The 24762-nt window shown below is 70.4% G+C and carries 24 protein-coding genes; 14 read left to right on the plus strand and 10 right to left on the minus strand.

The features are described from left to right. Positions 1-137: 137 nt before the first annotated feature. The gene (locus KIP79_RS24145; RefSeq protein WP_214107189.1) at positions 138-3017 is read left to right on the plus strand and encodes a discoidin domain-containing protein; all 2880 of its coding nucleotides are present in this window, start codon (positions 138-140) and stop codon (positions 3015-3017) included. A 117-nt stretch (positions 3018-3134) separates the two neighbouring features. On the opposite strand, the gene KIP79_RS24150 is transcribed toward KIP79_RS24145, so the two are convergent. From KIP79_RS24150 to KIP79_RS24175, 6 genes are all read right to left on the minus strand, one after another. Then, positions 3135-3563, minus strand: a complete 429-nt coding sequence (locus tag KIP79_RS24150; RefSeq protein WP_214107190.1) for an acyl-CoA thioesterase — start codon at positions 3561-3563, stop codon at positions 3135-3137. Continuing rightward, positions 3560-4189 carry a TetR/AcrR family transcriptional regulator gene (locus tag KIP79_RS24155; RefSeq protein WP_214107191.1) on the minus strand — a complete coding sequence of 210 codons (630 nt, stop codon included), beginning with the start codon at positions 4187-4189 and terminating at the stop codon, positions 3560-3562. The genes KIP79_RS24150 and KIP79_RS24155 overlap by 4 nt, the downstream gene beginning before the upstream one ends. A 37-nt stretch (positions 4190-4226) precedes the next feature. After that, complete coding sequence (locus KIP79_RS24160) at positions 4227-5528, minus strand: lanthionine synthetase LanC family protein (protein WP_214107192.1); 1302 nt, start codon at positions 5526-5528, stop codon at positions 4227-4229. 16 nt (positions 5529-5544) lie between these two features. After that, entirely contained in the window at positions 5545-7731 is a 2187-nt protein-coding gene (locus KIP79_RS24165; protein ID WP_372453658.1) for a HelD family protein, read from the minus strand. Positions 7732-7827: 96 nt separating this feature from the next. After that, on the minus strand, positions 7828-8427 hold the full coding sequence (locus KIP79_RS24170; RefSeq protein WP_308169859.1) for a flavin reductase family protein: 600 nt from the start codon (positions 8425-8427) through the stop codon (positions 7828-7830). A gap of 150 nt (positions 8428-8577) precedes the next feature. Beyond that, positions 8578-8937: an STAS domain-containing protein gene (locus KIP79_RS24175; RefSeq protein WP_214107194.1), complete on the minus strand. Its 360-nt coding sequence runs from the start codon at positions 8935-8937 to the stop codon at positions 8578-8580. A 165-nt stretch (positions 8938-9102) separates the two neighbouring features. Between KIP79_RS24175 and KIP79_RS24180 the strand changes: the two genes are divergently transcribed. The 7 genes from KIP79_RS24180 to KIP79_RS24210 all read left to right on the plus strand — a co-directional run bounded on the left by KIP79_RS24180 (position 9103) and on the right by KIP79_RS24210 (position 15030). Beyond that, positions 9103-10344: a sensor histidine kinase gene (locus tag KIP79_RS24180; protein ID WP_214107195.1), complete on the plus strand. Its 1242-nt coding sequence runs from the start codon at positions 9103-9105 to the stop codon at positions 10342-10344. Continuing rightward, positions 10335-10976: a response regulator gene (locus tag KIP79_RS24185; protein WP_214107196.1), complete on the plus strand. Its 642-nt coding sequence runs from the start codon at positions 10335-10337 to the stop codon at positions 10974-10976. The genes KIP79_RS24180 and KIP79_RS24185 overlap by 10 nt, the downstream gene beginning before the upstream one ends. A gap of 28 nt (positions 10977-11004) precedes the next feature. Then, on the plus strand, positions 11005-11370 hold the full coding sequence (locus KIP79_RS24190) for a hypothetical protein (protein ID WP_214107197.1): 366 nt from the start codon (positions 11005-11007) through the stop codon (positions 11368-11370). Between the two features lie 64 nt (positions 11371-11434). Further along, entirely contained in the window at positions 11435-11716 is a 282-nt protein-coding gene (locus KIP79_RS24195) for a metal-sensitive transcriptional regulator (RefSeq protein WP_214107198.1), read from the plus strand. Between the two features lie 17 nt (positions 11717-11733). Then, a complete protein-coding gene (locus tag KIP79_RS24200; RefSeq protein ID WP_214107199.1) occupies positions 11734-11937 on the plus strand; it encodes a heavy-metal-associated domain-containing protein in 204 nt (67 codons plus the stop codon). Next, positions 11934-12842, plus strand: coding sequence for a DUF8832 domain-containing protein (locus tag KIP79_RS24205; RefSeq protein WP_214107200.1), 909 nt, complete (start codon positions 11934-11936; stop codon positions 12840-12842). Before KIP79_RS24200 ends, KIP79_RS24205 begins: the two co-directional genes overlap by 4 nt. Continuing rightward, on the plus strand, positions 12826-15030 hold the full coding sequence (locus KIP79_RS24210; protein ID WP_214107201.1) for a heavy metal translocating P-type ATPase: 2205 nt from the start codon (positions 12826-12828) through the stop codon (positions 15028-15030). Before KIP79_RS24205 ends, KIP79_RS24210 begins: the two co-directional genes overlap by 17 nt. Before the next feature lie 3 nt (positions 15031-15033). Here KIP79_RS24210 and KIP79_RS24215 read toward each other — a convergent pair whose 3' ends face one another. Then, positions 15034-15579: a dihydrofolate reductase family protein gene (locus KIP79_RS24215; RefSeq protein ID WP_214107202.1), complete on the minus strand. Its 546-nt coding sequence runs from the start codon at positions 15577-15579 to the stop codon at positions 15034-15036. 120 nt (positions 15580-15699) lie between these two features. Between KIP79_RS24215 and KIP79_RS24220 the strand changes: the two genes are divergently transcribed. From KIP79_RS24220 to KIP79_RS24235, 4 genes are read left to right on the plus strand one after another with little or no spacing between them, the layout of a single operon-like run. Next, positions 15700-16926 carry an ABC transporter substrate-binding protein gene (locus KIP79_RS24220; protein ID WP_214107203.1) on the plus strand — a complete coding sequence of 409 codons (1227 nt, stop codon included), beginning with the start codon at positions 15700-15702 and terminating at the stop codon, positions 16924-16926. Next, complete coding sequence (locus KIP79_RS24225; RefSeq protein ID WP_308169860.1) at positions 16923-17741, plus strand: carbohydrate ABC transporter permease; 819 nt, start codon at positions 16923-16925, stop codon at positions 17739-17741. Before KIP79_RS24220 ends, KIP79_RS24225 begins: the two co-directional genes overlap by 4 nt. Beyond that, positions 17738-18550: a carbohydrate ABC transporter permease gene (locus KIP79_RS24230; RefSeq protein WP_214107204.1), complete on the plus strand. Its 813-nt coding sequence runs from the start codon at positions 17738-17740 to the stop codon at positions 18548-18550. Before KIP79_RS24225 ends, KIP79_RS24230 begins: the two co-directional genes overlap by 4 nt. Further along, positions 18547-19671 carry an ABC transporter ATP-binding protein gene (locus KIP79_RS24235; protein WP_214107205.1) on the plus strand — a complete coding sequence of 375 codons (1125 nt, stop codon included), beginning with the start codon at positions 18547-18549 and terminating at the stop codon, positions 19669-19671. Before KIP79_RS24230 ends, KIP79_RS24235 begins: the two co-directional genes overlap by 4 nt. Here the strand turns inward: KIP79_RS24235 and KIP79_RS24240 are convergent. Then, positions 19631-20134, minus strand: coding sequence for a hypothetical protein (locus KIP79_RS24240; RefSeq protein WP_214107206.1), 504 nt, complete (start codon positions 20132-20134; stop codon positions 19631-19633). The genes KIP79_RS24235 and KIP79_RS24240 overlap by 41 nt on opposite strands. Before the next feature lie 414 nt (positions 20135-20548). Between KIP79_RS24240 and KIP79_RS24245 the strand changes: the two genes are divergently transcribed. Then, on the plus strand, positions 20549-20821 hold the full coding sequence (locus KIP79_RS24245) for a hypothetical protein (RefSeq protein WP_214107207.1): 273 nt from the start codon (positions 20549-20551) through the stop codon (positions 20819-20821). Between the two features lie 24 nt (positions 20822-20845). Here KIP79_RS24245 and KIP79_RS24250 read toward each other — a convergent pair whose 3' ends face one another. Together KIP79_RS24250 and KIP79_RS24255 are read right to left on the minus strand one after the other, a co-directional pair. Next, on the minus strand, positions 20846-22678 hold the full coding sequence (locus KIP79_RS24250; RefSeq protein WP_214107208.1) for a T6SS phospholipase effector Tle1-like catalytic domain-containing protein: 1833 nt from the start codon (positions 22676-22678) through the stop codon (positions 20846-20848). Between the two features lie 77 nt (positions 22679-22755). Further along, complete coding sequence (locus KIP79_RS24255; protein ID WP_214107209.1) at positions 22756-22971, minus strand: hypothetical protein; 216 nt, start codon at positions 22969-22971, stop codon at positions 22756-22758. A 223-nt stretch (positions 22972-23194) separates the two neighbouring features. On the opposite strand from KIP79_RS24255, the gene KIP79_RS24260 reads away from it, so the two are divergent. Further along, complete coding sequence (locus KIP79_RS24260) at positions 23195-24748, plus strand: glycosyl hydrolase family 18 protein (protein ID WP_214107210.1); 1554 nt, start codon at positions 23195-23197, stop codon at positions 24746-24748. The last annotated feature ends 14 nt before the right edge of the window (positions 24749-24762 follow it).

The following is a 24762-nucleotide window of genomic DNA, read 5'->3' on the forward strand; positions in this document are numbered from 1 at the left end:
GTGGACAACTCGATGCCATCGAACGGGTCGGAGCGCGCCCGGCCCGCCGACGGCGTCACACCCCCCGCCGGTTCGCGTCATCAGAAGCGTCCCTGGTCACGCGGCTTGCCCGGCTCTTCCCAGGAAGGGTCCCGCCGATGACGCCATCGGTCCATCCCCCAGCCCACCCCTCCGCGCGCGCCCGACGTACGGCGGCGGTCCTGACCTCGGTCGCGCTGACCGTCGCCGGAGGCGTCGTCGCCGTCCCGCTGCTGTCCGGCAGCGCGCTCGCGGCCACCTCCACCCTCTCCCCGCTGGACGTGCCAGGACGCGGCGCGACCGTCCCGTTCAAGGAGTTCGAGGCCGAGGCCGCCGTCACCAACGGCACGGTCATCGGCCCCAACCGCATCTACGGCACCCTGCCCTCCGAGGCCTCCGGCCGCCGCGCGGTCACCCTGGACGCCCCCGGCGAGTACGTGGAGTTCACCCTCACCGCCCCCGCCAACGCGATGACCGTCCGGTACAGCATCCCGGACGGCAACGGCGGCGCCGGCCAGACCGTAAACGCCGACCTGCGGGTGAACGGCACCAAGCTCAAGGACCTCTCGCTGACCAGCAAGTACGGCTGGTACTACGGCGGCTACCCGTTCAACAACAACCCGGGCGACGTCAACCCGCACCACTTCTACGACGAGACCTCCACCCTGCTCGGCTCGACCTACGGCGTCGGAACCAAGATCCGGGTGCAGACCGTCTCGGCCACCCCGGTCACCGTGGACCTGGCCGACTTCGAGGTGGCGCCGGACCCGATCCCCCGGCCCGCGGGCGCCCTGTCGGTGACCGACTTCGGCGCCACCCCGGGCAGCACGGCCGACGCCACCGCCGCCTTCCAGGCCGCCGTCAACGCCGGCCAGGCCCAGGGGCGCGAGGTGTACATCCCGCAGGGCACGTACACGCTCTGGGACCACGTGGTGGTGGACGGCGTCACGCTGCGCGGCGCGGGCCCCTGGTACACCACGCTCACCGGCCGCCACCCCACCGACCGCAGCCGCGCGGTCGGCATCTACGGCAAGTACGTGGCCGGCGGCGGCTACCAGGGCGGCATCCGCCCGCACGAGGCCGGCGGCCCGAGCCGGAACGTGGTCGTCCGCGACCTGCACATCCACGGCGAGATGCAGGAGCGCTCCGACAACGACCAGGTGAACGCCTTCGGCGGCGCGATGAGCAACTCGGTCATCGACAACGTCTTCGTGGAGAACACCAAGGTCGGGGCCTGGATGGACGGCCCGATGGACAACTTCACCATCCGCAACAGCCGGATCGTGGACCAGATCGCCGACGGGGTGAACTTCCACACGGGCGTGACCAACTCCACGGTCACCAACACCTTCGTCCGCAACACCGGCGACGACGGCCTGGCCATGTGGCCGGAGCGGATCGCCAACGTGAACAACTCCTTCACGTTCAACACGGTGGTGGCGCCGATCCTGGCCAACAACATCGTCTCGTACGGCGGCCGGGACATAAAGATCACCGACAACGTGGTCTCCGACACGCTCACCAACGGCGGCGGCATCCACATCGCCAACCGCTACCCCGGGGTCAACTCCGGCCAGGGCACCGCCGTGGCGGGCACCCACACGGTGGCCCGCAACACCCTGATCCGGGCCGGGAACAACGACTACAACTGGCGGTTCGGAGTCGGCGCGATCTGGTTCTCCGGCCTGAACGAGCCGGTGAACGCCACCATCAACGTCACCGACACCGACATCCTGGACAGCTCGTACGCGGCCATCCACTTCATCGAGGGCTCCACCAGCACGGTCAACTTCCGGAACGTGAACATCGTCGGCACCGGCACGTACGTGATGCAGGCCCAGTCCTCGGCGCAGACCACCTTCCAGAACGTGCGCGCCTCCTACATCGGCGCGGGCACCCCGATCCACAACTGTGTGGGCACCGGGTTCAGCCCCGTCGACCTCGGCGGCAACTCGGGCTGGAACATCCCGAACAACAGCACCTGCACCGGCACCTGGCCCAACCCCAACTACATCTATCCGGACGGCGGCAACCCGACCCAGTCACCGCCCCCGAACTCGCCGTCCCCCTCGCCCTCACCCTCGCCGTCCCCGTCGCAGTGCAACCCGGGCACCGGTGACCTGGCGCGCGGCAAGTCCGTCACCGCGAGCAGCCAGAACCAGAACTTCACCCCGGGCAACGCGGTGGACGGCAACGCCGACACCTACTGGGAGAGCGCCAACAACGCCTTCCCGCAGAACATCACCGTGGACCTGTGCGGAAACGCCAACGTGCAGCAGGTGGTGCTGAAGCTGCCCCCGGCCACCGCCTGGAACACCCGGACCCAGACCCTCTCGGTCCTCGGCTCCACCGACAACCAGACCTTCTCCACCCTGTCCGCCTCCGCGGGCCAGGTCTTCAACCCGGCCACGGGCAACACCGTGACCATCACCTTCCCGTCGGCCAACGTCCGGTACGTCCGGATCAACGTGACCGCCAACACGGGCTGGCCCGCCGCCCAGCTCTCCTCCCTCGAGGTCTACGGCACGGCGGCTTCCCCGTCCCCGTCTCCCAGCCCCTCCCCGTCACCGTCACCCCCGGCGGGCAACCTGAACCTGGGCCGCCCGATGACGGCGAGCAGCTTCACCCAGAACTACGTCGCCGCCAACAGCAACGACGGCAACGTGAACACGTACTGGGAGAGCGCCAACAACGCCTTCCCGCAGACGCTCACGGTGGACTACGGCCAGAGCCGCGCGGTGAGCAGGGTCGTGCTCAAGCTGCCGCCCCCGGCGGCCTGGGCCACCCGCACCCAGACCATCGCGGTGTCCTGCGGGGACGTGTTCGGAGCCCAGACCACGGTCTCCGGCGCGGCGGGCCGCGTCTTCAACCCCGCCACCGGCAACACCGTGACCATCACCTTCCCGCAGGTGAACTGCTACTCCCTCCGGCTGACCTTCACCGGCAACACCGGCTGGCCGGCCGGGCAGCTCTCCGAGTTCGAGGCGTACACCACCTGAGTACGCCCCCAGACCGGCGCCCGGGAGGCGGGAGGACGCCCCTCCTCCCGGGCACCGCACCACGTGAATCTCAACGCCCGGCGCGGCCGGGCCGGGCCGCCGGAGGCGGGCCCAATGTCACAGCAGGAGCTGACAGTCCTTGCGCACCGCCTCGCTGATGGGGCTCGGCCGGAGGGTCCCCGGGTCGATCTTGACCTGGACCCGCCGGCCTTCCGCGTGCACCACCGAGCGGTCGGCGGACAGGACGCGGAAGCCGTACACGAGGCTGCTGGTGCCGATGCGGTCCAGCCAGAAGTGCACGCCCACCTGGCCGACCGTGGTGACCGGCTGGTGGTAGGTGATCGCGAACTCGCGTACCACGAAGAAGATGTCGGCGAAGTGCGGCTGGGCCGGGTCGAAGGCCCAGCCGCGCTCGGTCCAGTAGGCGGTCAGGGCGCGTTCCAGCAGGAGCACGTAGCGCCCGTTGTGCAGAACGCCCATGGCGTCCAGGTCGTCGAAGTGGACCTGGACGTTCTCGATGTGGCCGGGGGTCAACGCGGTGCTCATGAGTTCTCCGGGAGGACGCTGGGGTCGGTGGCCAGGGCACGCAGCCGGTCCAGGACGGCCCTGCGTGAGAAAAGGAAGCAGGAGTCGGTGCGGGCCAGGCGGTGGGTGATCACGGCTGTCCCGAGGGCGTGCACCTCGAAGGCGATCTGGTCGGGATCGGTCCCCTCGGGAAACTCCCCCGCCTCGACGGCCTGCTCGGCGAGCGCGGTCAGCAGGGTGACCCAGTCCCGGTTGGCCGCCGCGATGGCGTCCCGCACCGGCCCCGGCTGGTCGTCCACCTCGGGCTCGACGGCGGCGAAGAAGCACCCGCCGGGCAGCACCCGGCGCTCGTAGAAGTCGATCCGCAGCGCATGCGCCGCCCACAACCGCCGCACCCCGCGCGGTTCGCGCAGCGCGGGCCGCACGATCTCCTCGACCCACTGCTCCCGCGCATGCTCCACCACCGCCAGCAGCAGCGCCTGCTTGTCCGGCCAGTGCGTGAAAAGCCCGGACTTGCTCACCCCGAGCCCCTGCGCCAGCTTCGCCAGCGACATCCCGGCGAACCCCTCCACCGAGGCCACCGCCACCGCGCTGTCCAGCACCGATTGCCGGGTCCGCTCCCCCCGCGCCAGCCGTCCGTCGATCACGGCCCAAGCGTAGCAAACAAAAAGACCGACCGGTCGCTTATATTTCTTGGCGCCACTGCTCCACGGGGACCGGGATGGCGGGGAACGGGTTGTCCGGGAGCAGGATGACGCGGCGGCAGGTGGTGGGCTCGCGGGCGGCGGCCAGGTGGAGCAGGGCCGCGCCGATGCCGGCCGCGCCGACCAGGTAGCCGGTGTCGGCGGTGATCTCGCCGGGGCGCAGCCGGCGGTAGGCCTGGTACCAGCGGTGGCCGCGCTCGTCGTGGCGGGCCCGGACGATCAGGTCGGCGGCCACCTCCTCGGCCACCTTCAGGTGCGCGGGATCCCCGGTGGCCGCCCAGAGGCCGACGAAGAACTCCAGCAGGCCCGCCGCGCCGCAGCACTGGCAGGCCACGTCCCAGTACCCCTCGGTACGCCGATGCGGGATCCCGCTGTTGACGATGCCCCGGGCCAGGCGCTCCACCCAGTCCAGGTCGCCGGGGTCGCCGGTGACGCGGTAGAGCTCGTAGAACATCCGGGCCACCCCGGCGGAGCCGGAGCAGAGGCCGAGGTAGTGCAGGGCCCGGGCGTGCGGCACGTGGTGCGGCACCAGGGCGCACTTGTCGCTGACCGCGCTGACGGTCCGGACGAAGTCGGCCCCGCGCCTGGCCGCCGCCAGGAAACGGTCGTCGCCGGTCACCCCGTACAGGCGGGCGAGCAGGAAGGCGGTGCCCGAGGTGCCCGATAGGAAGCCGGGAGTGACCGCGTCCACCGGCAGGTCGGGCGTCTCGGCGCCGAACCGGTGGCCGGGCACGACCAGTTCGGCGATGCGCTCCCCCGCCTCCACGGCCACCCGCTCGTACGCGGCGACGCCGAGCATGCCGGCCGCGTGCAGCAGCCCGAGGATCACGCCGCCGTCCCCGCGCTGGGCCGGGTCGCCGGTCCAGCCGATGCCCCGGTCCAGCGAGCGCACGCTCGCCACCAGGTGGTCGGCCACCTCCCTGGCGGCGTCCGCGTAACGTTCCACGCCGGTGGCCCAGCCCACCTCGGCCAGCGCGAAGGCGACCCCGGCCAGCCCGTGGTGCAGGGTGGGGTCGCGCAGTTCGCGCCAGGTGGCGGCCAGGTGGTCGGCGCCCTGCCTGGCGTCCTCGAGGTAGCTCTCCCGGCCGGTCGCGGCGGCCAGTTCCAGGAAGAAGAGCACGATGCCCGCCGCCCCGGCGTAGAGCGAGGCGGAGTGGCCGGCGGCGGCCGAGCGGCCGTCCGGGTCGGGGTTGGCCCGCCAGTGACGACCCTCCGCCCCATCCACGGCGGCGGACCGAATCCACCGCGCCGCCCCGGCTGCCGTCGCCACTGGGTGCATCATCGCCTCCCCATATTTCCTACAAGGATAGTCCTAATTGGGCGACCCGAGTAGTCCCGCGCAGCACCGCCGGCAGCTCCCCCTGGTGGAGCAGCGTCAGCCGCCGGGTGGCCCTGGTCATCGCGACGTACAGATCGCGATTCGCCATCTCCTCCGGGGCGACCACGATCACCTCGTCGAACTCCAGGCCCTTCGACCCGGTCACGGTGAGCAGCGCCACCGGAGAGTCCAGCGGATCGAGCGTAACCGCTTCGGGGAGCAGCGCGGCGGTTTCGGCGTACCGTTCCGCGTCGGTGATCACGGCCGTGCGGCCCTCGGCGGCCGTGATCAGGGCGTGCAGCACCTCCTGGAGGGTGGCGGGGGTGACCTCGATCGAACGCGGGGGCTCGCCCTGCCGTACCGACTCGGGGGCGGGCAGGTCAGGGACCAGGCGGGCGGCGGCGTCCATGATCTCCTTGGGGGTGCGGTAGTTGACCGTCAGGCGCTCCTCCCGCCAGCGCACGAACCCGCCCAGCATGTCCTCCCAGGAGCGGGCGCCCGCCGGGGAGCCGGTCTGGCCCACGTCGCCGACCACGGTCATCGAGCGGGTGGGCACCCGGCGCAGCACCATGCGCCAGGCCATCGCCGACAGCTCCTGGGCCTCGTCCACGATGACGTGCCCGTAGACCCACGTGCGGTCGGCGGCGGCACGGTCGGCGGTGGTGCGCTCGGCGCCAGGGTCCTGGTGCCAGGTCGCCAGCGTGGCGGCGTCCAGCTCCTCCTCGCCGAGCCCGGTGATGGTGAGCACCTCGCGCGCGTACAGCTCCTCCTCCTGCCAGGCCCTGGCCGCCGCGGCCCGTTGCTCGGCGGTCACCGGCTCCTCGCCGAGCAGCTCGGCCGCCTCGTCGAGCAGCGGCACGTCGTCCACCGTCCAGGGCGCGTCCACCGGCCGGAGCAGCACCTCCCGCTCGTCCTCGCCGAGACCGGCCGCCGCCATCCTCTCCGGGTCGGCGAACAGCTCGGCCACCAGCCGGTACGGGGTGAGGGCCGGCCACAGGGCGTCCAGCGCGGCCCGGACCGCTTCCTGCTGCCAGAGCACCTTGCGCGAATACTCCAGATCGTCGGCTTCCGGCGGCAGGTCCAGCAGCTCGGCCTCGGACCGGGCCAGGGCGCGCAGCAGGTCCAGCACGAACAGCTTCCGCCCGACGTTGTGCGGCCGCCCGGAGGCCCTGGCCTTGGCCTGCCGGCAGACCTCCCTGGGCACCACCAGCGTCAGCCCGTCCAGCTCGACCCGCAGATCCCCGTACGGCACCCGCTGCCGGTCGGCCACCGCGGCGGCCATCACCTCGGCCATCCGCCTGGCCCCCTTGACCACGGCCACCTCGGGCGGCTCGGTGGCCGTGGCCACCACGCCGGGGAAGAGCTCGCCCACGCTGGCCAGCACCACGTCGGTCTCGCCGAGCGAGGGCAGCACCTGCTCGATGTAGCGGAGGAAGGTGGCGTTCGGGCCGACCACCAGCACGCCCCGGCGCTCCAGCGTCTCCCGGTAGGTGTAGAGCAGGTAGGCGGCCCGGTGCAGCGCGGCCACCGTCTTGCCGGTGCCGGGGCCGCCCTGCACCACCAGCGTGCCGTGCAGGCCGGAGCGGATCACCCGGTCCTGCTCGGTCTGGATGGTGGCCACCACGTCGCCCATCCGCCCGGTGCGCTCCTTCTCCAGGGCGGCCAGCAGGGCGGCCTCGCCGACCAGGGTCCGGCGGTCGCCGTCGCTCATCCGGTGCAGGTCGAAGACCTCGTCGTCCAGGCCCACCACGGTCCGGCCCTTGGTGAGCAGGTGGCGGCGGCGGACCAGGCCGGCCGGGTCGGACGGGGTGGCGGCGTAGAACGGGCGGGCGGCCGGGGCCCGCCAGTCCACCAGCACGGTCTCGTGGTCGTCGTCGCGCAGGCCGATCCTGCCGATGTAGAGGGCCTCGCCGGACTCGTCGATGCGGCCCAGGTCGATGCGCCCGAAGCAGAGACCGCGCTCGACGCTGTTCAGCTGGGCCAGCCGGCGGGCGTGCTCACCCGCCGCCGCCTCCCGCTCCACCCGGGCCTGCCGGGTACCGCCCGGCTCGCCGCGCGCGTACTCGGCGGCCAGCGCCTGTTCGGTCCGCTCGCGTACGGTGTCGAGGCGGCGGTAGAGCGTCGAGACACGCTCCTGCTCGATCGCCAGATCTTGGTGCTCATCCACCTTCGTGATATACTCCGTCCGGGCTATTTGTTTGATCGATGCCATGGGGTGGCAATCAATCAGGTTAGCGCCCGTCGGAGTACGGCTCAACCGCGCCTATTCACATTGACCGGCGACGAAGGAGCCGAAAGTCGCCTGGTGGTAGAGCAGGGGCCGCCCACCCGGCAGTTCCGTCGCGACGACCCGGCCGACCGCCAGGACGTGATCCCCGATGTCGGCGACGGCGTGCGGGCGGCAGACGAGATGGGCGATCGAGCCGTCCAGCAACGGGACCCCCGAGACGCCGGCCCGCCAGCCCGGGCAGGTCGCGAAGCGGTCTATTCCTTTTCTGGCGAAATTCGCCGCTAATTCGTGCTGGTCTTCGGCGAGAATGTTCACCGCGAAACAATCCGCCTCGCGGAGTGCCGGCCAGGTGGCGGAGGCGTGGTCCACGTAGAAGGAGACCAGCGGCGGGGCCAGGCTGACCGAGGTGAACGAGGTGACGGTCAGGCCCACGGGGACGCCGCCCGGGCGGGCGGTGACGATCGCGACCCCGGCCGCGTGCGCGGCCATGGCCTGGCGGAACTCACCTGGAGACACGGCGGTCACGGCGGGCGGGTGCTCGGCCGGGCGGCGGGGAACGGCGGGTTCTGGGCGGCTGCGGACGGGCCGCTGAAGGGGGATCGGTCCGGGCTGGTGGAACGTCTGATATTTCACGACCTATGACCCCTTGCGAGAAAGTCCTTCTCGGATTCTCGGCAGGACGGCGACGGCCGGGCAAGGCCGAGATTGCGTCAGCCGCAATCCATCCCCATTGCCGAAATATCGGGATTCAACGTTTCATGTCGTCGAAGCTAGGCGTGCGGATCAGGCCTCGCGCACGGCGTCGGCGACGGAGCCGTACAGGCGGATCCGGCCGGTGATACCGAGCAGCTCGAACAGCCGGAGCACCCGCGGCACCGGAGCGCAGAAGGCGGCGCCGCCGGAGGCGCGGCGGTTGGCGTCCAGCAGCACCTGCAGGCCGGAGCTGTCGATGAACTCCATCCGGGACAGATCGAACACCAGCCGCGAGTCCAGCCGCTCCGTCACCAGTTCCCGGAACTTCGGGGTCGCCAGCGCGTCGATCTCACCCTCGACCACGATCACCGTGGCCGTCCCATGGACCTGGCAGGACACCCGGAAGTGTTTGCCCACGGCGTCCGCCGACGCGCCATCCCCTGCCGCCACGCGTTTCTCCCGGTGACTTGCCGTGTCTCGCCGGTGTCGGCGATCTCCGAGGCCACGATGATAGCGGTGCGGCCCGCTTCCCCGGGCAGGGTAGGGCCAGCACCACCACGTAACGGGATACCTCCATCATTTCGCCTGGTGACCAGGTTCCCTACGGTGGAGGGCATGGCGATTTCAACCGGCATCGCGTGGGACCGCGCCCGCGCCCACTGGGCCGCCCCGGCCTGGCTGGGCACCGCGCACGTGGTGACCGGCCTCCCGATCGCGCTCGCCGCGGCGGCCGTGATCACCGGCCTGGCCGCCGCCTCGGTGGTGCTGATCTGGACCGTGGTGGTGCCGCTGGTGGCGCTGCCGCTGATCTTCTGGTCCGTGCCGCTCTTCACCCGGGTGCAGCGCAACCGGTTCGCGGCCTTCCTTGGCCAGGACATCCCGCCGGTCCCCCGGCGCATGGCGCGCACCTGGAACCCGCTCAAGCTGCTCTACCAGGAGGCCCGGGTGGCCAGCACCTGGCGGCAGCTCGGCTACCACCTGCTGGCGCCGCTGATCGCCGGGGTCGGCTCGCTGCTGGTGGTCCTGGCCTGGTCGGGCGCGCTGGTGGCCCTCGCGGTGGCGGTGCGGATCTGGATCGAGGACGGCACCACCTGGCCGGGCACCCTGGCCACCCTGGTCGCGATGGGGCTGCTGATCACCGGCCCCTGGGTGGCCAGGGGGGTGACCGCGCTGGACACGTACGCGGCGACCGTGCTGCTCGGGCCGAGCGAGAAGGAACTGCTGGCGGCCCGGGTGGAGACGCTGCGGGAGAGCCGGGCCGAGGTGATCGACGCGGCCGACGCCGAGCGCCGCCGCATCGAGCGGGACCTGCACGACGGCACCCAGCAGCGGCTGGTCTGGCTGGCGATGAACCTGGGCATGGCCAGGGCCACGCTGACCGACCTGCCGGAACCGGCCACCCGGCTGATCACGCAGGCGCACGAGGAGGCCAAGCTGGCCCTCAAGGAGCTGCGCGACCTGGTGCAGGGCCTGCACCCGGCGGTCCTCAACGACCAGGGCCTGGACGCCGCGCTCTCCGGCATCGCCGCCCGGGCGCCCCTCCCCGTCCGGCTCCAGGTGGACGTGACGGAACGGGCCACCCCTACTATCGAGGCCGTGGCCTTCTTCGTGGTGTCCGAGGCGCTGACCAACATCGCCAAGCACGCGGCGGCGACGAGCGCCCAGGTGATCGTCTGGCGGGCGGCCGACCGGCTCCACCTGGTGGTGCACGACGACGGCAGGGGCGGCGCCGACCCCGACCAGGGCAGCGGTCTGCGCGGGCTGGCCCAGCGGGTCGGCTCGGTCGACGGCGACCTGCGCATCGACAGCCCGGCGGGCGGGCCGACCACGATCCGGGTGGAGCTGCCATGCGGGTAGTGCTGGCCGAGGACTCCGTCCTGCTCAGGGAAGGGCTGGTCTGGGTGCTCCGGTCGGCGGGCATCGAGGTGGTGGCCGCGGTGGCCGACGCCGAGGGACTGCTCCGGGCGGTGGACGAGCACGAGCCCGACCTGGTGGTCACCGACGTGCGCATGCCGCCCTCGCACACCGACGAGGGCCTGCGGGCCGCCCTGGTGCTCCGCAGCCAGCGCCCGAACCTGGCCATCCTCGTCCTGTCCCAGTACGTCGAGGAGCGGTACGCCAGCCGCCTGCTCTCCACCGCCACCTCCGGCATCGGCTACCTGCTGAAGGACCGGGTGGCCGACGTGCCGGAGTTCCTGGACGCGCTGCGCCGGGTGGCCGCCGGGGGCACCGCGCTGGACCCCGAGGTGGTGGCCCAGCTGCTACTGCGCCGGCACAGCGACCCGCTGGACCGGCTCACCCGGCGGGAGCGGGAGGTGCTGGCGCTGATCGCGGAGGGCCGGTCCAACACCGCCATCGCCGAGGCGCTGACCGTGTCGGAGAGCGCGGTCGGCAAGCACATCAACAACATCTTCGCCAAGCTGGACCTGCCCGGCGCGGACGCCGGCCACCGGCGGGTGCTGGCCGTGCTCCAATTCCTGAAAGTGTGAGATGCGCGCGTTCCGGATCATAGGCCTGGTGTTCACCGCCCTCGTGGTGGTCGTGGTGGCGATAGCGGTGGCCACTGAGGTCTCCGGGGGCGGACGGTTCGACGCCACCGGGGACACCGCGCTGATCAGCACCACCCGGACCGAGACGGTGACCGACGTCTTCCTCTTCTCCGCGCCCGACCTGATCGTGCGGGCGAGCGGGGAGGTGACCGTGGAACTGGGCACCGGACCGGCCGGGCAGGTGACCGTGCGGCGGGAGGTGACCTGGTCGGGCCCTTCCCCTGACATCACCCAGTCCTGGACCGGGCGCACGCTCCGGGTGGACGTGCGCTGCCTCTGCACCGCGAAGTACACGGTCACCGTGCCGCAGGGGGTTCCCGTCCAGCGCCGATGACCTCCTCGCGTCTCCACGGAATACCATGGGGGGGTATGGTGTTCCTTGATGAGGAGGCGATGACATGCACGGATACACCGGCAACAAACAAGATCATCTCAAGCGGCTGCGCCGCATCGAGGGGCAGATCCGCGGGCTCCAGCGCATGGTCGAGGCGGATGAGTACTGCATCGACATCCTGACCCAGGTCTCCGCGGCCAACCGGGCCCTGCAGTCCTTCGCCCTCTCACTGCTCGACGAGCACCTGGCCCACTGTGTGGCCGAGGCGACCGCCAAAGGCGGGCCGGAGGCCGACGCCAAGGTCAAAGAGGCCTCGGCGGCCATCGCGCGGCTTGTCCGCTCCTGAGATCTAGGGATGTTGCCATGACTGTTCAGACCTTCACCGTTTCCGGCATGACCTGCGGCCACTGCGTCTCCTCGGTGCGCGAGGAGGTCGGCGAGGTGCCGGGCGTGACCGCCGTCGAGGTGGAGCTGACCACCGGACTGCTCACGGTGACCGGCGAGGCCGACCCCGGTTCGGTGGTGACGGCCGTCAAGGAGGCCGGGTACTCGGTGGTGTCGCCGTGAGGTCCGGGCTGAAGCTGGGCGCGTTCGGCGGCGGGCTGGCGGTGCTCTTCGGCGGGGCGCTCTGGGTGGGCGCCCTGGCCGCGCCGGACACCACTCCCCCGAAGACCGCCGGGCACGAGGCGGGCGGGCACGAGGCGGGCGGGCACGGCGAGGGCGCTCATTCCGCCGCACCGGCGAAGGCCCCCGGCGGATTGCAGGTGGCCGAGCAGGGCATCTCGCTGGTCCCGGAAAGCGCCACCCTCGACCCGGGCGAGAAGACCGACTTCCGGTTCTCGGTGCTCGGGCCTGACGGGCGGCCGATCACCGGATACCGGACGGAGCACGAGAAGAAGCTGCACTTCATCGTGGTCTCCCGGGACCTCGGGCACTTCCAGCACCTGCATCCGGAGCTGGGCGGCGACGGCAGGTGGTCGGTCCCGCTGGACCTTCCGGCGGCCGGGACCTACCGCGCGTTCGCCGACTTCGCCCCTGATTCCGGTCCCGCCATGACCCTGGGCGTGGACCTGTTCGCGCCCGGCGAGTACCGGCCGACCCTCACCACCACGCCGAGCCGCACCGCCACCGTGGACGGTTACACGGTCTCCCTCACCGGCGACCTGGTGCCGGGTTCGGCGGGCTCGCTCACCGTGAGCGTGGCCAAGGACGGCAGACCGGTGACCGACCTGGAGCCCTACCTGGGGGCGTACGGGCACCTGGTGGCGCTGCGCGGCGGGGATCTGGCGTACCTGCACGTGCATCCCGAGGCGTCCGCGGCCGGGCCGGAGATCACCTTCCACACGGAGGTGCCCAGCCGGGGCGACTACCGCCTCTTCCTCGACTTCAAGCACGCCGGGACCGTACGGACGGCCGACTTCACCGTACGGGCCAACGAGACGACGGAGTCAGGCCATGGCCACTCGCACTGAGCCGGTGATCGACCGGCGGCACACGATCGAGCTGTCCATCACCGGGATGACCTGCGCGTCCTGCGCCAACCGGATCGAACGCAAGCTCAACAAGCTGGACGGCGTCGCGGCCACCGTGAACTACGCCACCGAGAAGGCCAGCGTCAGCTACCGCGACGGCGTCACCCCGGAGCAGCTGGTCGAGGTGGTGGCGACGGCCGGGTACGGCGCGACCCTGCCGGCCGAATCGGCGGAACCCGTCCAGGAGCGGGACGACCTGCGGGACCGGCTGCTGATCTCCGTGGCGCTGGCGGTCCCGGTGATCGCCATGGCGATGGTCCCGGCCCTCCAGTTCCCCAACTGGCAGTGGCTCTCGCTCACCCTGGCCGCCCCCGTCGTGGTCTACGGCGGATCGCCGTTCCACCGCGCCGCCTGGACCAACCTGCGCCACGGCGCGGCCACCATGGACACGCTGATCTCGCTGGGCACGCTGGCCGCGCTGGGCTGGTCGCTCTGGGCGCTGTTCTTCGGCACGGCGGGCGTGACCGGCATGACCCACCCGTTCACCTTCACCATCGAGCGCACCGACGGCTCCGGCAACATCTACCTGGAGGCCGCCGCGGGGGTGACCGCGTTCATCCTGGCCGGGCGCTACTTCGAGGCCAGGGCCAAACGCCGGGCCGGGTCGGCGCTGCGGGCGCTGCTGGAGCTGGGCGCCAAGGACGTCGCGGTGCTGACCGACGGCAGGGAACAGCGCGTCCCGGTCGAGCGGCTGGCCGTCGGGGATCTCTTCGTGGTCCGCCCCGGCGAGAAGATCGCCACGGACGGCGTGGTCGAGGAGGGCATGTCGGCGGTGGACGTCTCCCTGCTCACCGGGGAGCCAGTGCCGCTGGAGGTCGGTCCCGGCGACCAGGTGACCGGCGGCACGGTGAACACCTCCGGGCGGCTGGTGGTGCGGGCCACCCGGGTCGGCGCGGACACCCAGCTGGCCCAGATGGCCGCCCTGGTGGCGGCGGCCCAGGCGGGCAAGGCCAGGGTGCAGCGGCTGGCCGACCGGATCTCCGGTGTGTTCGTGCCGGTGGTGATCGCGCTGGCGGTGGGCACGCTCGGCTACTGGCTGGGCAGCGGCGCGGGCCCGGCGGCGGCGTTCACCGCCGCGGTGGCGGTGCTGATCATCGCCTGCCCCTGCGCGCTCGGCCTGGCCACGCCCACCGCGCTGCTGGTCGGCACCGGCCGGGGCGCCCAGCTGGGCATCCTGATCAAGGGCCCGGAGGTGCTGGAGTCCACCCGGGCCGTGGACACCGTGGTGCTGGACAAGACCGGCACAGTGACCGAGGGCCGGATGACCCTGGCCGATGTGATCCCCGCGACCGGCGAGGACCGGGACCAGGTGCTCCGGCTGGCCGCCGCGGTGGAGCACGCCTCCGAGCACCCGATCGCCCGCGCCATCGCGGTCGGCGACCCGCCGCCGGTGACCGAGTTCGCCGGTATCGAGGGCCAGGGCGTACGCGGAGTCGTGGACGGCCGCACCGTCCTGGTGGGGCGTCCCGAGCTGGTGGCCGGGGAGCTCCCGCCCGAGCTGGCCGCCGCGCTCCGCGACGCCGAGTCCCTCGGCCGTACGGCGGTCGTGGTCGGCTGGGACGGCGCGGCGCGCGGGATCATCACGGTGGCCGACGCCGTCAAGGCGACCTCCCCCGAGGCCGTGCGCCGCCTGCGCACGCTGGGGCTGACCCCGGTCCTGCTCACCGGTGACAACGAGACGGCCGCCCGCGCGGTGGCCGCCGCGGTGGGCATCTCCGCCGACCAGGTGATCGCCGGGGTGCTGCCGTCCGGCAAGGTGGACGTGGTCAAGCGGCTCCAGGCCGAGGGCCGTACCGTGGCCATGGTGGGTGACGGCGTCAACGACGCGGCGGCGCTGGCCCAGGCCGACCTGGGCCTGGCCATGGGCACGGGCACCGACGCGGCCATCCAGGCCGCCGACCTCACCCTGGTCCGGGGTGATCTGCGCACCGCCGCCGACGCCATCCGGCTGGCCAGGCGCACGCTGCGGGTGATCAAGGGCAACCTGTTCTGGGCCTTCGCCTACAACGTGGCCGCCCTGCCGCTGGCCGCCCTCGGGCTGCTCAACCCCATGATCGCGGGGGCCGCCATGGCGCTGTCCTCGGCCTTCGTGGTGGCCAACAGCCTGCGGCTGCGGGCCTTCCGGTAGGCGTTACTTCCCGGGCACGTACCGCGCGTACACCACGCCGGTGCTGAAGGTCTCGGCGGACTCCAGTTTGAGCGGGATGTCGGCCAGGCCGTCGTAGAGGCGGGCGCCGGTGCCGACGATGATCGGGTGGATGAGCAGCTGGAGCTCATCCACCAGGCCCAGCGCGAGCAGAGAGCGCACCAGGGTGGGGCTGCCGTTGGCGTAGATGTTCTTGCCGGGGCGGGACTTGATCTCGGTGATCTGCGCGGTGAGGTCGCTGCCGTCCAGCAGGGTGGTGTTCTGCCAGTCGGCCGACTTCAGGGTGGTGGACACCACGAACTTCTCGATGCCGTTGATGTGGGCGGCGAAGTCCTGGTCCTCGGTGGCGTTCGGCCAGTACTGCGACCACTCCTCGTAGAGGTTGCGGCCCATCATCATGGCGTCCGAGGTCGCCATGCCGCTGCCGATGACCGCGCCCATCTCGTCGTTGAAGTACGGGAAGTGCCACTTGTCGGGGGACTCCACGACGCCGTCGAGCGAGATGAAGAACCCAGAAACGATCTTTCGCATCACTGCCTCCTGGTCACTGCGTGGTAGGGCAACCCTCGCACCGACAACTAAATTTGTCAACATCACTGAAACTGTCGGTGAATGTGGGTCATTTCGGGCTTTGGTGGGTACTTTCCGGACATGAAGTCACAGAGCGTAATCATCGGACTGCTGATGGTCGCTCCGGCCTGCGGCTCCCCGGCGCCCGGGACGCTCGAGATCAACCTGTTCAACGCGCCGCAGCAGCACCTGCGGGACATCGCCGACCGATGCACCAAGCGGGCAGGGGGCCGGTATCGGATCGTGGTCAACCTGCTGCCCCGGGACGCCAACGGCCAGCGCGAGCAGCTGGTCCGGCGGCTGGCCGCGGCCGACACCGGGCTCGACGTGCTCGGGCTCGACGTCACCTGGACCGCCGAGCTGGCCGAAGCCGGGTGGATCAGGGAGTGGACGGGGGCGGACGCGGACCGGGCGCGGGCGGGCACCCTGGTCAAGCCGCTGGAGACCGCGACCTGGCGGGGGCGGCTGTACGCGGCGCCGTACACCACCAACGTGCAGCTGCTCTGGTACCGGTCCGACCTGCTGGCGACGCCCCCGGCCACCTGGGAGCAGATGATGTCCGCCGCGCGGCGGCTGGCGGCCGAGCGCAAACCCGCGTACGGGGAGGTGACGGGCGCCCAGTACGAGGGGATGATGGTCTGGTTCAACAGCCTGGTGGCCTCGGCCGGGGGCGCGATCCTGACCCCCGCCGGGGGCCTGTCGCTCGGGCCGCCGGCGCTGCGGGCGCTCCAGGTGATGTGGGCGTACGCGACCTCCCCGGCGGCCGATCCCGCGCTGCCCAACACCCGGGAGGACGACGCCCGGCTCGCCGTCGAGGCAGGGCGGGCGGCGTTCGAGGTGAACTGGCCGTACGTGTACGCCTCCATGGCCGCCAACCGGCCCGAAATGTTGCCATATTTCCGGTGGGCGCCCTATCCGGGGATCACCGGGCCGGGCCGCTCCCCGCTCGGCGGCGTCAATTTCGCGATAAGCCGGTATTCGAAGCATCCCCGGGAGGCGTACGAGGCGGCGCTCTGCCTGCGCGACCCGGAGAGCCAGAAGATCGCGGCCACCCGGGACGGGCTGCCCCCGACGCTCCAAGCGGTCTATTCCGCCCCCGGCATGGCCAAGGTCTACCCCATGCGGCAGGCCATCCTGGACGCGCTGGAAACGGCCGCGCCCCGCCCGGCGACGCCCGTCTACCAGAACCTCTCCACGGTGGTGGGCGCGGTGTTGTCACCCCCGGCCGACATCAACCCGCCGAAGACCCTGGCCACGCTGCGGCGGCAGATCGGCGACGCGCTGCGGAGCCGGGGCGTGCTGCCGTGAACCGCCTGGCTCTCTGGCTCTGCGCCCCGGCGACCGTCGTCATGCTGGCCGTCACCGGCTGGCCGATCCTCTACTCGGTGCTGCTCTCGCTGCGCCGCGCGGACCTGCGCTTCCCCCAGGACCAGGAGTGGATCGGCCTGGCCAACTACGCGACCGTGCTGTCCAGCCCCTACTGGTGGACGGCGTTCACGGTGACCCTGCTGATCACCGTGGTCAGCGTGACGATCGAGCTGGTGCTCGGGATGGCCGTCGCGCTGGTCATGTACCGCACGGTGACCGGGCGGGGGATGGTCCGCACTCTTGTGCTCATCCCGTACGGGATCGTCACCGTGGCCGCCGCCTACGGCTGGAAGTACGCCTTCACCCCCGGCACCGGCTGGCTGACCGGACACGCCGCGCCGCTCACCGATCCGGCCGGCGCGATCGCGATCATCATCCTGGCCGAGGTATGGAAGACCACGCCGTTCATGGCGTTGCTGCTGCTGACCGGCCTGGCCCTGGTGCCGGAGGAACTGCTCAGGGCGGCCTCAGTGGACGGCGCCACCCGGTGGGAGCGGTTCACCCGGGTCACCCTGCCGCTGATGCGCCCGGCCATTCTGGTCGCGCTGCTCTTCCGCACCCTGGACGCGTTCCGGATCTTCGACAACATCTACGTGCTGACCGGTGGCGCCCAGCGCACCAGCTCGGTTTCGATCATCGCCTACCACAACCTGATCGGCGGGCTGAACCTGGGCATCGGCTCCACCATGTCGGTGCTCATCCTGGTCAGCGTGGCGCTGCTGGCCGCGCTCTACGTCCGGGTGCTCCCCCGATGAGACTGCGCTGGGGCCTGCTCGACCTGCTCGTCGTCCTGTACGCGCTGGTCCCGGTCGCCTGGATCCTCTCCCTCTCCTTCAAGGACCCCGGCACCATCGCCAACAGCTCGTTCCTGCCGACCAAATGGACGCTGAGCAACTACGCCGGCATCTTCGCGGGCGGGGACTTCACCCGGGGGCTGCTCAACTCCATCGGCATCGGGCTGATCTCCACCCTGATCGCGATGATCCTCGGCACCATGGCCGCGTACGCCATCGCCCGGCTGGACTTCCGCGGGAAACGCGCGCTGATCGGGCTCTGCCTGCTGATCGCCATGTTCCCGCAGATCTCGCTGGTCACCCCGCTGTTCCAGATCGAACGCTCGCTCGGGCTCTTCAACACCTGGCCGGGGCTGATCCTGCCGTACATCACCTTCGCGCTGCCGCTCACCATCTACACGCTCTCGGCGTTCTTCCGGGAGATCCCCGGCGAGCTGGAGCGAGCCGCCCAGATGGACGGGGCCACCCCGTTCCAGGCGTTCTGGCGGGTGGTCGTGCCGCTGGCCGTGCCCGGCATGGTCACCACCGCGATCCTGGCCTTCATCCTCTGCTGGAACGACTTCCTGTTCGCCATCTCGCTCACCTCCTCGGCGGCGACCCGGACCGCCCCCGCCACCATCGCCTTCTTCACCGGCAGCTCCCAGTTCACCGACCCGACCGGGTCCATCGCGGCGGCGGCCGTGGTCATCACGGTGCCGATCGTGATCTTCGTGCTGCTCTTCCAGCGGCGCATCGTGGCCGGGCTGACCGCGGGGGCGGTGAAAGGGTGAGCGAGATCGTGCTCGACGGGGTGAGCAAACGTTTCGCCGACGGGACCACGGCGGTGCGGGACGTCACGCTGACCATCGCCGACCGTGAGTTCGTCATCCTGGTCGGGCCGTCCGGGTGCGGGAAGTCCACCACGCTGAACATGATCGCCGGGCTGGAGCGGATCTCCGAAGGAGAGCTGCGCATCGACGGGCGGCGCATGAACGAACGGCCGCCCCGGGACCGGGACATCGCCATGGTCTTCCAGTCCTACGCCCTCTACCCCCACATGACCGTACGGGAGAACATCGCCTTCCCCCTCAAACTGGCCAGGATGCCGAAGACCGAGGCGGCGGCCAAGGTCCGCCGGACCGCCGAACTGCTCGACCTCACCGAGCATCTGGACCGCAAGCCGGCCGCGCTCTCCGGCGGGCAGCGGCAGCGGGTGGCCATGGGCCGGGCCATCGTCCGCAACCCCAAGGCGTTCCTGATGGACGAGCCGCTCTCCAACCTGGACGCCAAACTCCGGCTGCAGATGCGCACCGCGATCGCCCGGCTGCAGAAGACCCTGGGCACCACCACCGTCTACGTCACCCACGACCAGACCGAGGCGATGACCCTCGGCGACCGTATCGTGATCATGGACTCCGGCCTGGTCCAGCAGGTCGGCACCCCGCAGGAGCTCTACGACCACCCGGCCAACCTGTTCGTGGCGGGCTTCCTCGGCTCGCCCCCGATGAACACCCTCCCCGCCGAGGTCACCTCCGACGGCCTGGCCACCGTCCTGGGCACCATCCCGTACGGCTCCCGCCTGCGCCGGGCGGTCCTTCCCCACCAGGTGGTGGCGGGCATCCGCCCGGAGGACTTCCAGGAGACGCCCGCCGGAGCCTCCTTCACCGGGACCGTCGATCTGCTGGAGTCCACCGGCGCCGAGCAACTGGCCTACTTCACCTTCGCCGCAGGACTGTCCTTCGAGCGCGACGGCCCGCCCCAGGTGGTGGCCCGGCTCGGATCCAGGTCAGGCCTCCGGGCGGGCGAGCCCGCCACCCTCTGGTTCAACCCGGACGCCGTCCAGGTCTTCGACCCCGCGACCGGGGCCAACCTCACACCGCGGGTTCCTCGGCCCGGGAGGCCCGGGGGGTGACGGTGAGGCGGCGGCGCACGGCCGGGTACTCGGCGGAGGTCCGGGTGACCGGGACCACGTCCGGGTGGAAGATCTCCCGCGTGTAACGCGCGGGCACGCCGCCCACCGTGGTGAGGATCTCGCGCCAGTGCGAGACCCGGTGCACACCGCCGGGTTCGCCCCAGTACCAGCGGCGGGTGCCCACCCTGAGCACCTCGTGCTGCTCCTGGCGGCGGTGGCCGAGCGGCTCGGCGCACAACTCCACGGCGGCGACCACCACGGCGGCCGAGCCGTTCGCCCGCTCCAGCCGGGACTGCTTCGCGGCGAGCAGGTCGGACTCGCCGATGCCGAGCCGTTCGCGTACCTCCCGTGGAATGAGCACGGCGGCCGACTGGCGGCCCTCCTCGACGGTCCGGGGGCGCAGGGGTTCGGTGGCCAGCGCCTGAAGCAGCCGCACCGCGGAACCCTCGTACTGAAGCACCATTCGTGTGACAGGAGTGTCGAGAGGATTCACTTTTCACGCCCTCTTGTCCGTACGACTTTTCCCCAGGTAATCGCCGAGTATAAACGGAATTATTGACAGGTTCTGTAAATGTCGCTGACAGCGCCAGAACGGGTGCGCATGATTTAATCACGCGCACCCGTTTTCCCACGGTGCTCAATCCGCGAGGAACGCGTTCACCACCATCGGCAGCGAGGCGTCCAGGTCCGCGATGTTCACCGATGCCCGCTCGGTGACGTAGTAGGTGCCGCCCGTGGTGCCCAGCACGAGAGGGTCCGTGAAAGCGAATGTCAACCGCCCGATCCCGCGGCGCCGCGTTGCGCCACCGCCCCCTCTGGCGGGATCATTTCCGACGTATCAGCTCTGGGCACCGATCAACCGAGAAGAGGTGACACGATGCCCACACTCTCCGCGACCACCGCCCGCATCGCCAGCTGGGTCGGCCTGATCGCCCACCTCTGCACTCTCCCGTTCTACAGCGCCAGCGGCCTGATGGCCCCCGCCTGGGCCATCGTCGTCCTCCTCGTCATCTGGGCCGCCCTCCTCACCGTCGCCCTCTGGGCCGTACGGGAACGCTCGGCCTGGGGCCTGGCCGTGCCGGTCGTCTCGATCGCCCTGTGGTTCGGGGCGATGTCGGCGGGCGAAGCCTTCCTCGGCTGGCAGGCCTGAACCTGAGGCGCCTTCGACGGGACGTCACGCGTGCTTTCCGGCACGACGTCCTCGGCCCGCATCGGCCAACGCCGCCCGGCGACTTCCAGAAGGTGCGGCGCCGCGCCGCGTAGCTTGGCCTACGCCCTTCTCGTTACCGGCGGGCTCCACTTGCTGTTGGTTACGTTCTCGCCTGGTACGGGCGGTCGGCTGCTCCTCGACGGGCATTCTGGTCACGGTGAGGTGCACGCTGCCTCGGTTGTTTCCATAGAAACCCCAGGCGTCGTTGGCGAAGGCGTACAGATACCCGCTCCTGGTCACCCGGCAGCGTGTGCCGGCGCCGAAGGCGATGCGCTCGTGGGCCTTGTACTCACCTTCGATCGATATCGCATCGTTGGCCACGACGCCGACGAGCGACATCCACGGCATGTCCTCCTCCCGGCGCGTGCCGATGAAGTCCGCCATCTTGTTCCCCGTCACCAGCCGGAACAGCCGCTCGCCCTGACCCAGCAGCGTGCCCACGAGTCGGAGCCTCTCGACCAGGGGATTGAAGCGGCGCAGGCCTGTCGTACCGGCCGGACCGGACACGATGTCAGCGTCGAACCACTGGCCCTCAGCCGTGAATTGATAGTCCCCGGCTTCGAGGTAGAGCCCTGTCTCATTCCACGGCTCATGGGCGAACACCTCGACTGTCCTGCTCTGTCCGGGAGCAAGCACCTGGGTAGGCCGGTAGGGACCGCTCGTGATAGGGGGATTCTGATACCGGTCGTACACCGACTGGTGAATCTGAGGGATCGTTGCGTCCGGGTCGATTTTGGGCACAGCACGCGGCCGCGGCTGCAGGAAGATCTCCAGCACTGGGTCCAGTTCCGGGTCGACCAAGGGCTCGAGCACGCCGACCACGCCATGGTCGTCGTCGTGCAGAACGTCGAGCGGATTGGGATTGATCTGGTCTTCCACGGTCGTCTTGTAGAAACCGATACCGACCGCCTCGCGCGCTTCGTCGATCATCCACCGCAGTGCGCAGTCGCTCAGTCCCCGCTGAAGATGACCGCCACCGACGTCCATGTGGCTACCGGGGAACCACACCTGTTTGACGACCTGTTCGGCCCCGTACGGCTCCGACCACAGCGCGGGCGTATAGGGACTGCGGCGCTCGTCCATGGCCACGGCGTGACGACCGTGCTTGATATACGGGTTGAGCCGCATGTCGTGAAAGTCGTGCCTGTGCAACGGGTCAAGCAGGCTGAGCCAGCCCATGTAGGCCGGAATACCGAGCGCGCCGACGGTGTCCCACACCCCGATGAAATGTATTGGGATCTGGTGGTAATCGTCCGGATCCCAGCGGAAGGTGAGCCCCTGCCGCCATTCCCGGCCCTGGGGGTCGCGCTTCTTTTGCCGGTAACCGCGGTTGTACAGATCTTTGATATGAGGCCAGAGTTCTGCCTCGTCCACCTTGGTGGTGTCGATCAGTCCGCATGCCGAGATCATCCCGGCGAGGCTTCGGGCCGTGTAGGCGCCGCGGCTGAATCCGAAGAGGGAGATGCGATCCCCCGGGACGTATCGTGTGGTCAGCCAGAGGTAGGCGTCCATCACATTGCCGGACAGGCCGAGCCCGACGGCTCCGCCCAGCAACCTGTAGCGCAGACTGCCTACGCCGGGTTGGTAGTAAGCCAATTGGCGGTCGCCGTCCATGCCCGTCTCGGTGAGGGCGTTGTAGAGCCGGCAAACATTGGTGACCGACTCGATCTCCGGAGTGTTCCAGGTACCATCGCAGCACACGATGAGATGGGTCATGATCCCCCCGCGATCCACCAGAGCCCCGTCGAGGCCATGGATCAGACGATTCCCGAGCGGGGTTCCATAGAAACTCGCCAAGAATTCAAGGTTGGGTTCTCACCAGAGACGGCGGGCCGATCTGGGAGTTACCGCGATTGCCGCTCATCGCAAAGAGCCTATTTTCCGTCGGCTGAGTCGCGCTTCGCGCGGCGGTTCAGATAGGCCTCAAGAAGGATGAGGGGAATACCGGCCAGGGTCAGCACGATGGAAACGGTGATCGCGGGCACGACCCACCTGCTCGCGTCCGGCCCGGCGAGCAGGATGACGGGGGCACACGCCAGGAAGCCCGCCGCCGCGGTGAAACCCGTCCACCGGCGAATCCTCCGGACCACGGCTCCGCTCCTGCTCACTGTGAGTTCCCCCGGACGGCGATGAGGTTCGTTGTCTGACCGCGAACCCCACGGTGTGGGGGTCCAGGTCATTCGTTATGGACATTAACCATGATCTTGGCCGATAATCGGGAGCACTGTTGCTCGCGAGCCTTAGTCACCGTGGCCCGCAACCTCATCGCTATGTCGATGCCCGGTGACCTCCGGGCGGCAGAAGGGCTTCCCCATGACGCGAACCCCCCGATCGTTGACGGTGGCCGCCGCCTTGCTTCTGGCGTGTGTGGCCTTCCTGATCCCCCAGACCTCGGCGTATGCGGCCAACTTGCTGGTCAATCCTGGTTTCGAGAGCGGGTCCCTGTCGCCGTGGACCTGTACCGGTGGGCTGGGGTCGGTGGTGACGACCCCGGTGCGTACGGGGACGCGGGCGCTGGCCGGTGCGGCGAGCGCGTCCGATAACGCCAAGTGCAGCCAGACCGTGAGTGTGCGGCCGAGCACCGCGTACACGGTGTCGGCCTGGGTCCGGGGCAACTACGTCTACCTGGGGGTGGACGGCGGGCCGTCCACCTGGACGTCGGCTGCGGCGTACCAGCAGCTGACGCTCAGCTTCACCACGGGGTCCAGCCAGACCAGCGCGGTGGTCTACCTGCACGGCTGGTACGGCCAGGGCACCTACTACGCCGACGACGTCAACTTCGACGGGCCGGGCGGCACGGCGTCCCCCTCGCCGTCGCCTTCGCCGTCTCCGTCACCCAGCCGCTCGCCGTCTCCTTCGCCTTCGGCGTCGCCGTCGCCGAGCCCCTCCCCTTCCCCCAGCCCGACGGGCACCACCTGCGCGGTCAAGTCGCGGCCGACCGGCAAGGTCCTCGTGGGCTACTGGGAGAACTGGGACGGCGCGTCCAACGGCGTACACCCGCCGCTCGGCTGGATCCCGATCACTGACGCGCGCATCAAGTCGCACGGCTACAACGTGATCAACGCCGCGTTCCCGGTCATCCGCTCCGACGGCACGGCGCTCTGGGAGGACGGCATGGACGCCACCGTGAAGGTCGCCACTCCGGCCGAGATGTGCCAGGCCAAGGCGGCGGGAGCCACCATTCTGCTGTCCATCGGCGGCGCCACCGCCGGCATCGACCTCAGCTCCGCGACCGTGGCCGACCGGTTCGTCGCCACCATCGTGCCGATCCTCAAGCGGTACAACTTCGACGGCATCGACATCGACATCGAGACCGGCCTGACGGGGAGCGGCAACATCAACCAGCTCTCCGCCTCGCAGGCCAACCTGATCCGCATCATCGACGGCGTGCTCGCCCAGATGCCGTCCAACTTCGGCCTCACCATGGCCCCCGAGACCGCGTACGTGACCGGCGGCAGCGTCGTCTACGGCTCCATCTGGGGCGCCTACCTGCCGATCATCAAGAAGTACGCCGACAACGGCCGCCTCTGGTGGCTGAACATGCAGTACTACAACGGCAGCATGTACGGCTGCTCGGGTGACTCCTACTCGGCCGGCACCGTCCAGGGCTTCACCGCCCAGACCACCTGCCTCAACAACGGCCTGGTCATCCAGGGCACCACCATCCGGGTGCCGTACGACAAGCAGGTGCCCGGCCTGCCCGCCCAGTCGGGCGCGGGCGGCGGCTACATGACGCCGTCCCTGGTCTCGCAGAGCTGGAACGCCTTCGGCGGCCAGCTGAAGGGCCTGATGACCTGGTCCATCAACTGGGACGGCTCCCGCAACTGGACCTTCGGCGACAACGTGAAGGCCCTCCAGGGCCGGTAGCCGACGCCTGCGGG

Origin of the sequence: Acrocarpospora catenulata (genome assembly GCF_018476525.1) — a bacterium.
GTDB lineage: Bacteria > Actinomycetota > Actinomycetes > Streptosporangiales > Streptosporangiaceae > Acrocarpospora > Acrocarpospora catenulata.

Excerpts from the sequence above, each read along its gene's own strand:
- KIP79_RS24145 (WP_214107189.1), top strand. The coding sequence starts at position 138 with ATGACGCCATCGGTCCATCCCCCAGCCCACCCCTCCGCGCGCGCCCGA.
- KIP79_RS24150 (WP_214107190.1), bottom strand. The coding sequence starts at position 3,563 with ATGAGCACCGCGTTGACCCCCGGCCACATCGAGAACGTCCAGGTCCAC.
- KIP79_RS24160 (WP_214107192.1), bottom strand. The coding sequence starts at position 5,528 with ATGATGCACCCAGTGGCGACGGCAGCCGGGGCGGCGCGGTGGATTCGG.
- KIP79_RS24180 (WP_214107195.1), top strand. The coding sequence starts at position 9,103 with ATGGCGATTTCAACCGGCATCGCGTGGGACCGCGCCCGCGCCCACTGG.
- KIP79_RS24185 (WP_214107196.1), top strand. The coding sequence starts at position 10,335 with ATGCGGGTAGTGCTGGCCGAGGACTCCGTCCTGCTCAGGGAAGGGCTG.
- KIP79_RS24195 (WP_214107198.1), top strand. The coding sequence starts at position 11,435 with ATGCACGGATACACCGGCAACAAACAAGATCATCTCAAGCGGCTGCGC.
- KIP79_RS24200 (WP_214107199.1), top strand. The coding sequence starts at position 11,734 with ATGACTGTTCAGACCTTCACCGTTTCCGGCATGACCTGCGGCCACTGC.
- KIP79_RS24210 (WP_214107201.1), top strand. The coding sequence starts at position 12,826 with ATGGCCACTCGCACTGAGCCGGTGATCGACCGGCGGCACACGATCGAG.
- KIP79_RS24215 (WP_214107202.1), bottom strand. The coding sequence starts at position 15,579 with ATGCGAAAGATCGTTTCTGGGTTCTTCATCTCGCTCGACGGCGTCGTG.
- KIP79_RS24220 (WP_214107203.1), top strand. The coding sequence starts at position 15,700 with ATGAAGTCACAGAGCGTAATCATCGGACTGCTGATGGTCGCTCCGGCC.
- KIP79_RS24230 (WP_214107204.1), top strand. The coding sequence starts at position 17,738 with ATGAGACTGCGCTGGGGCCTGCTCGACCTGCTCGTCGTCCTGTACGCG.
- KIP79_RS24240 (WP_214107206.1), bottom strand. The coding sequence starts at position 20,134 with ATGGTGCTTCAGTACGAGGGTTCCGCGGTGCGGCTGCTTCAGGCGCTG.
- KIP79_RS24245 (WP_214107207.1), top strand. The coding sequence starts at position 20,549 with ATGCCCACACTCTCCGCGACCACCGCCCGCATCGCCAGCTGGGTCGGC.
- KIP79_RS24260 (WP_214107210.1), top strand. The coding sequence starts at position 23,195 with ATGACGCGAACCCCCCGATCGTTGACGGTGGCCGCCGCCTTGCTTCTG.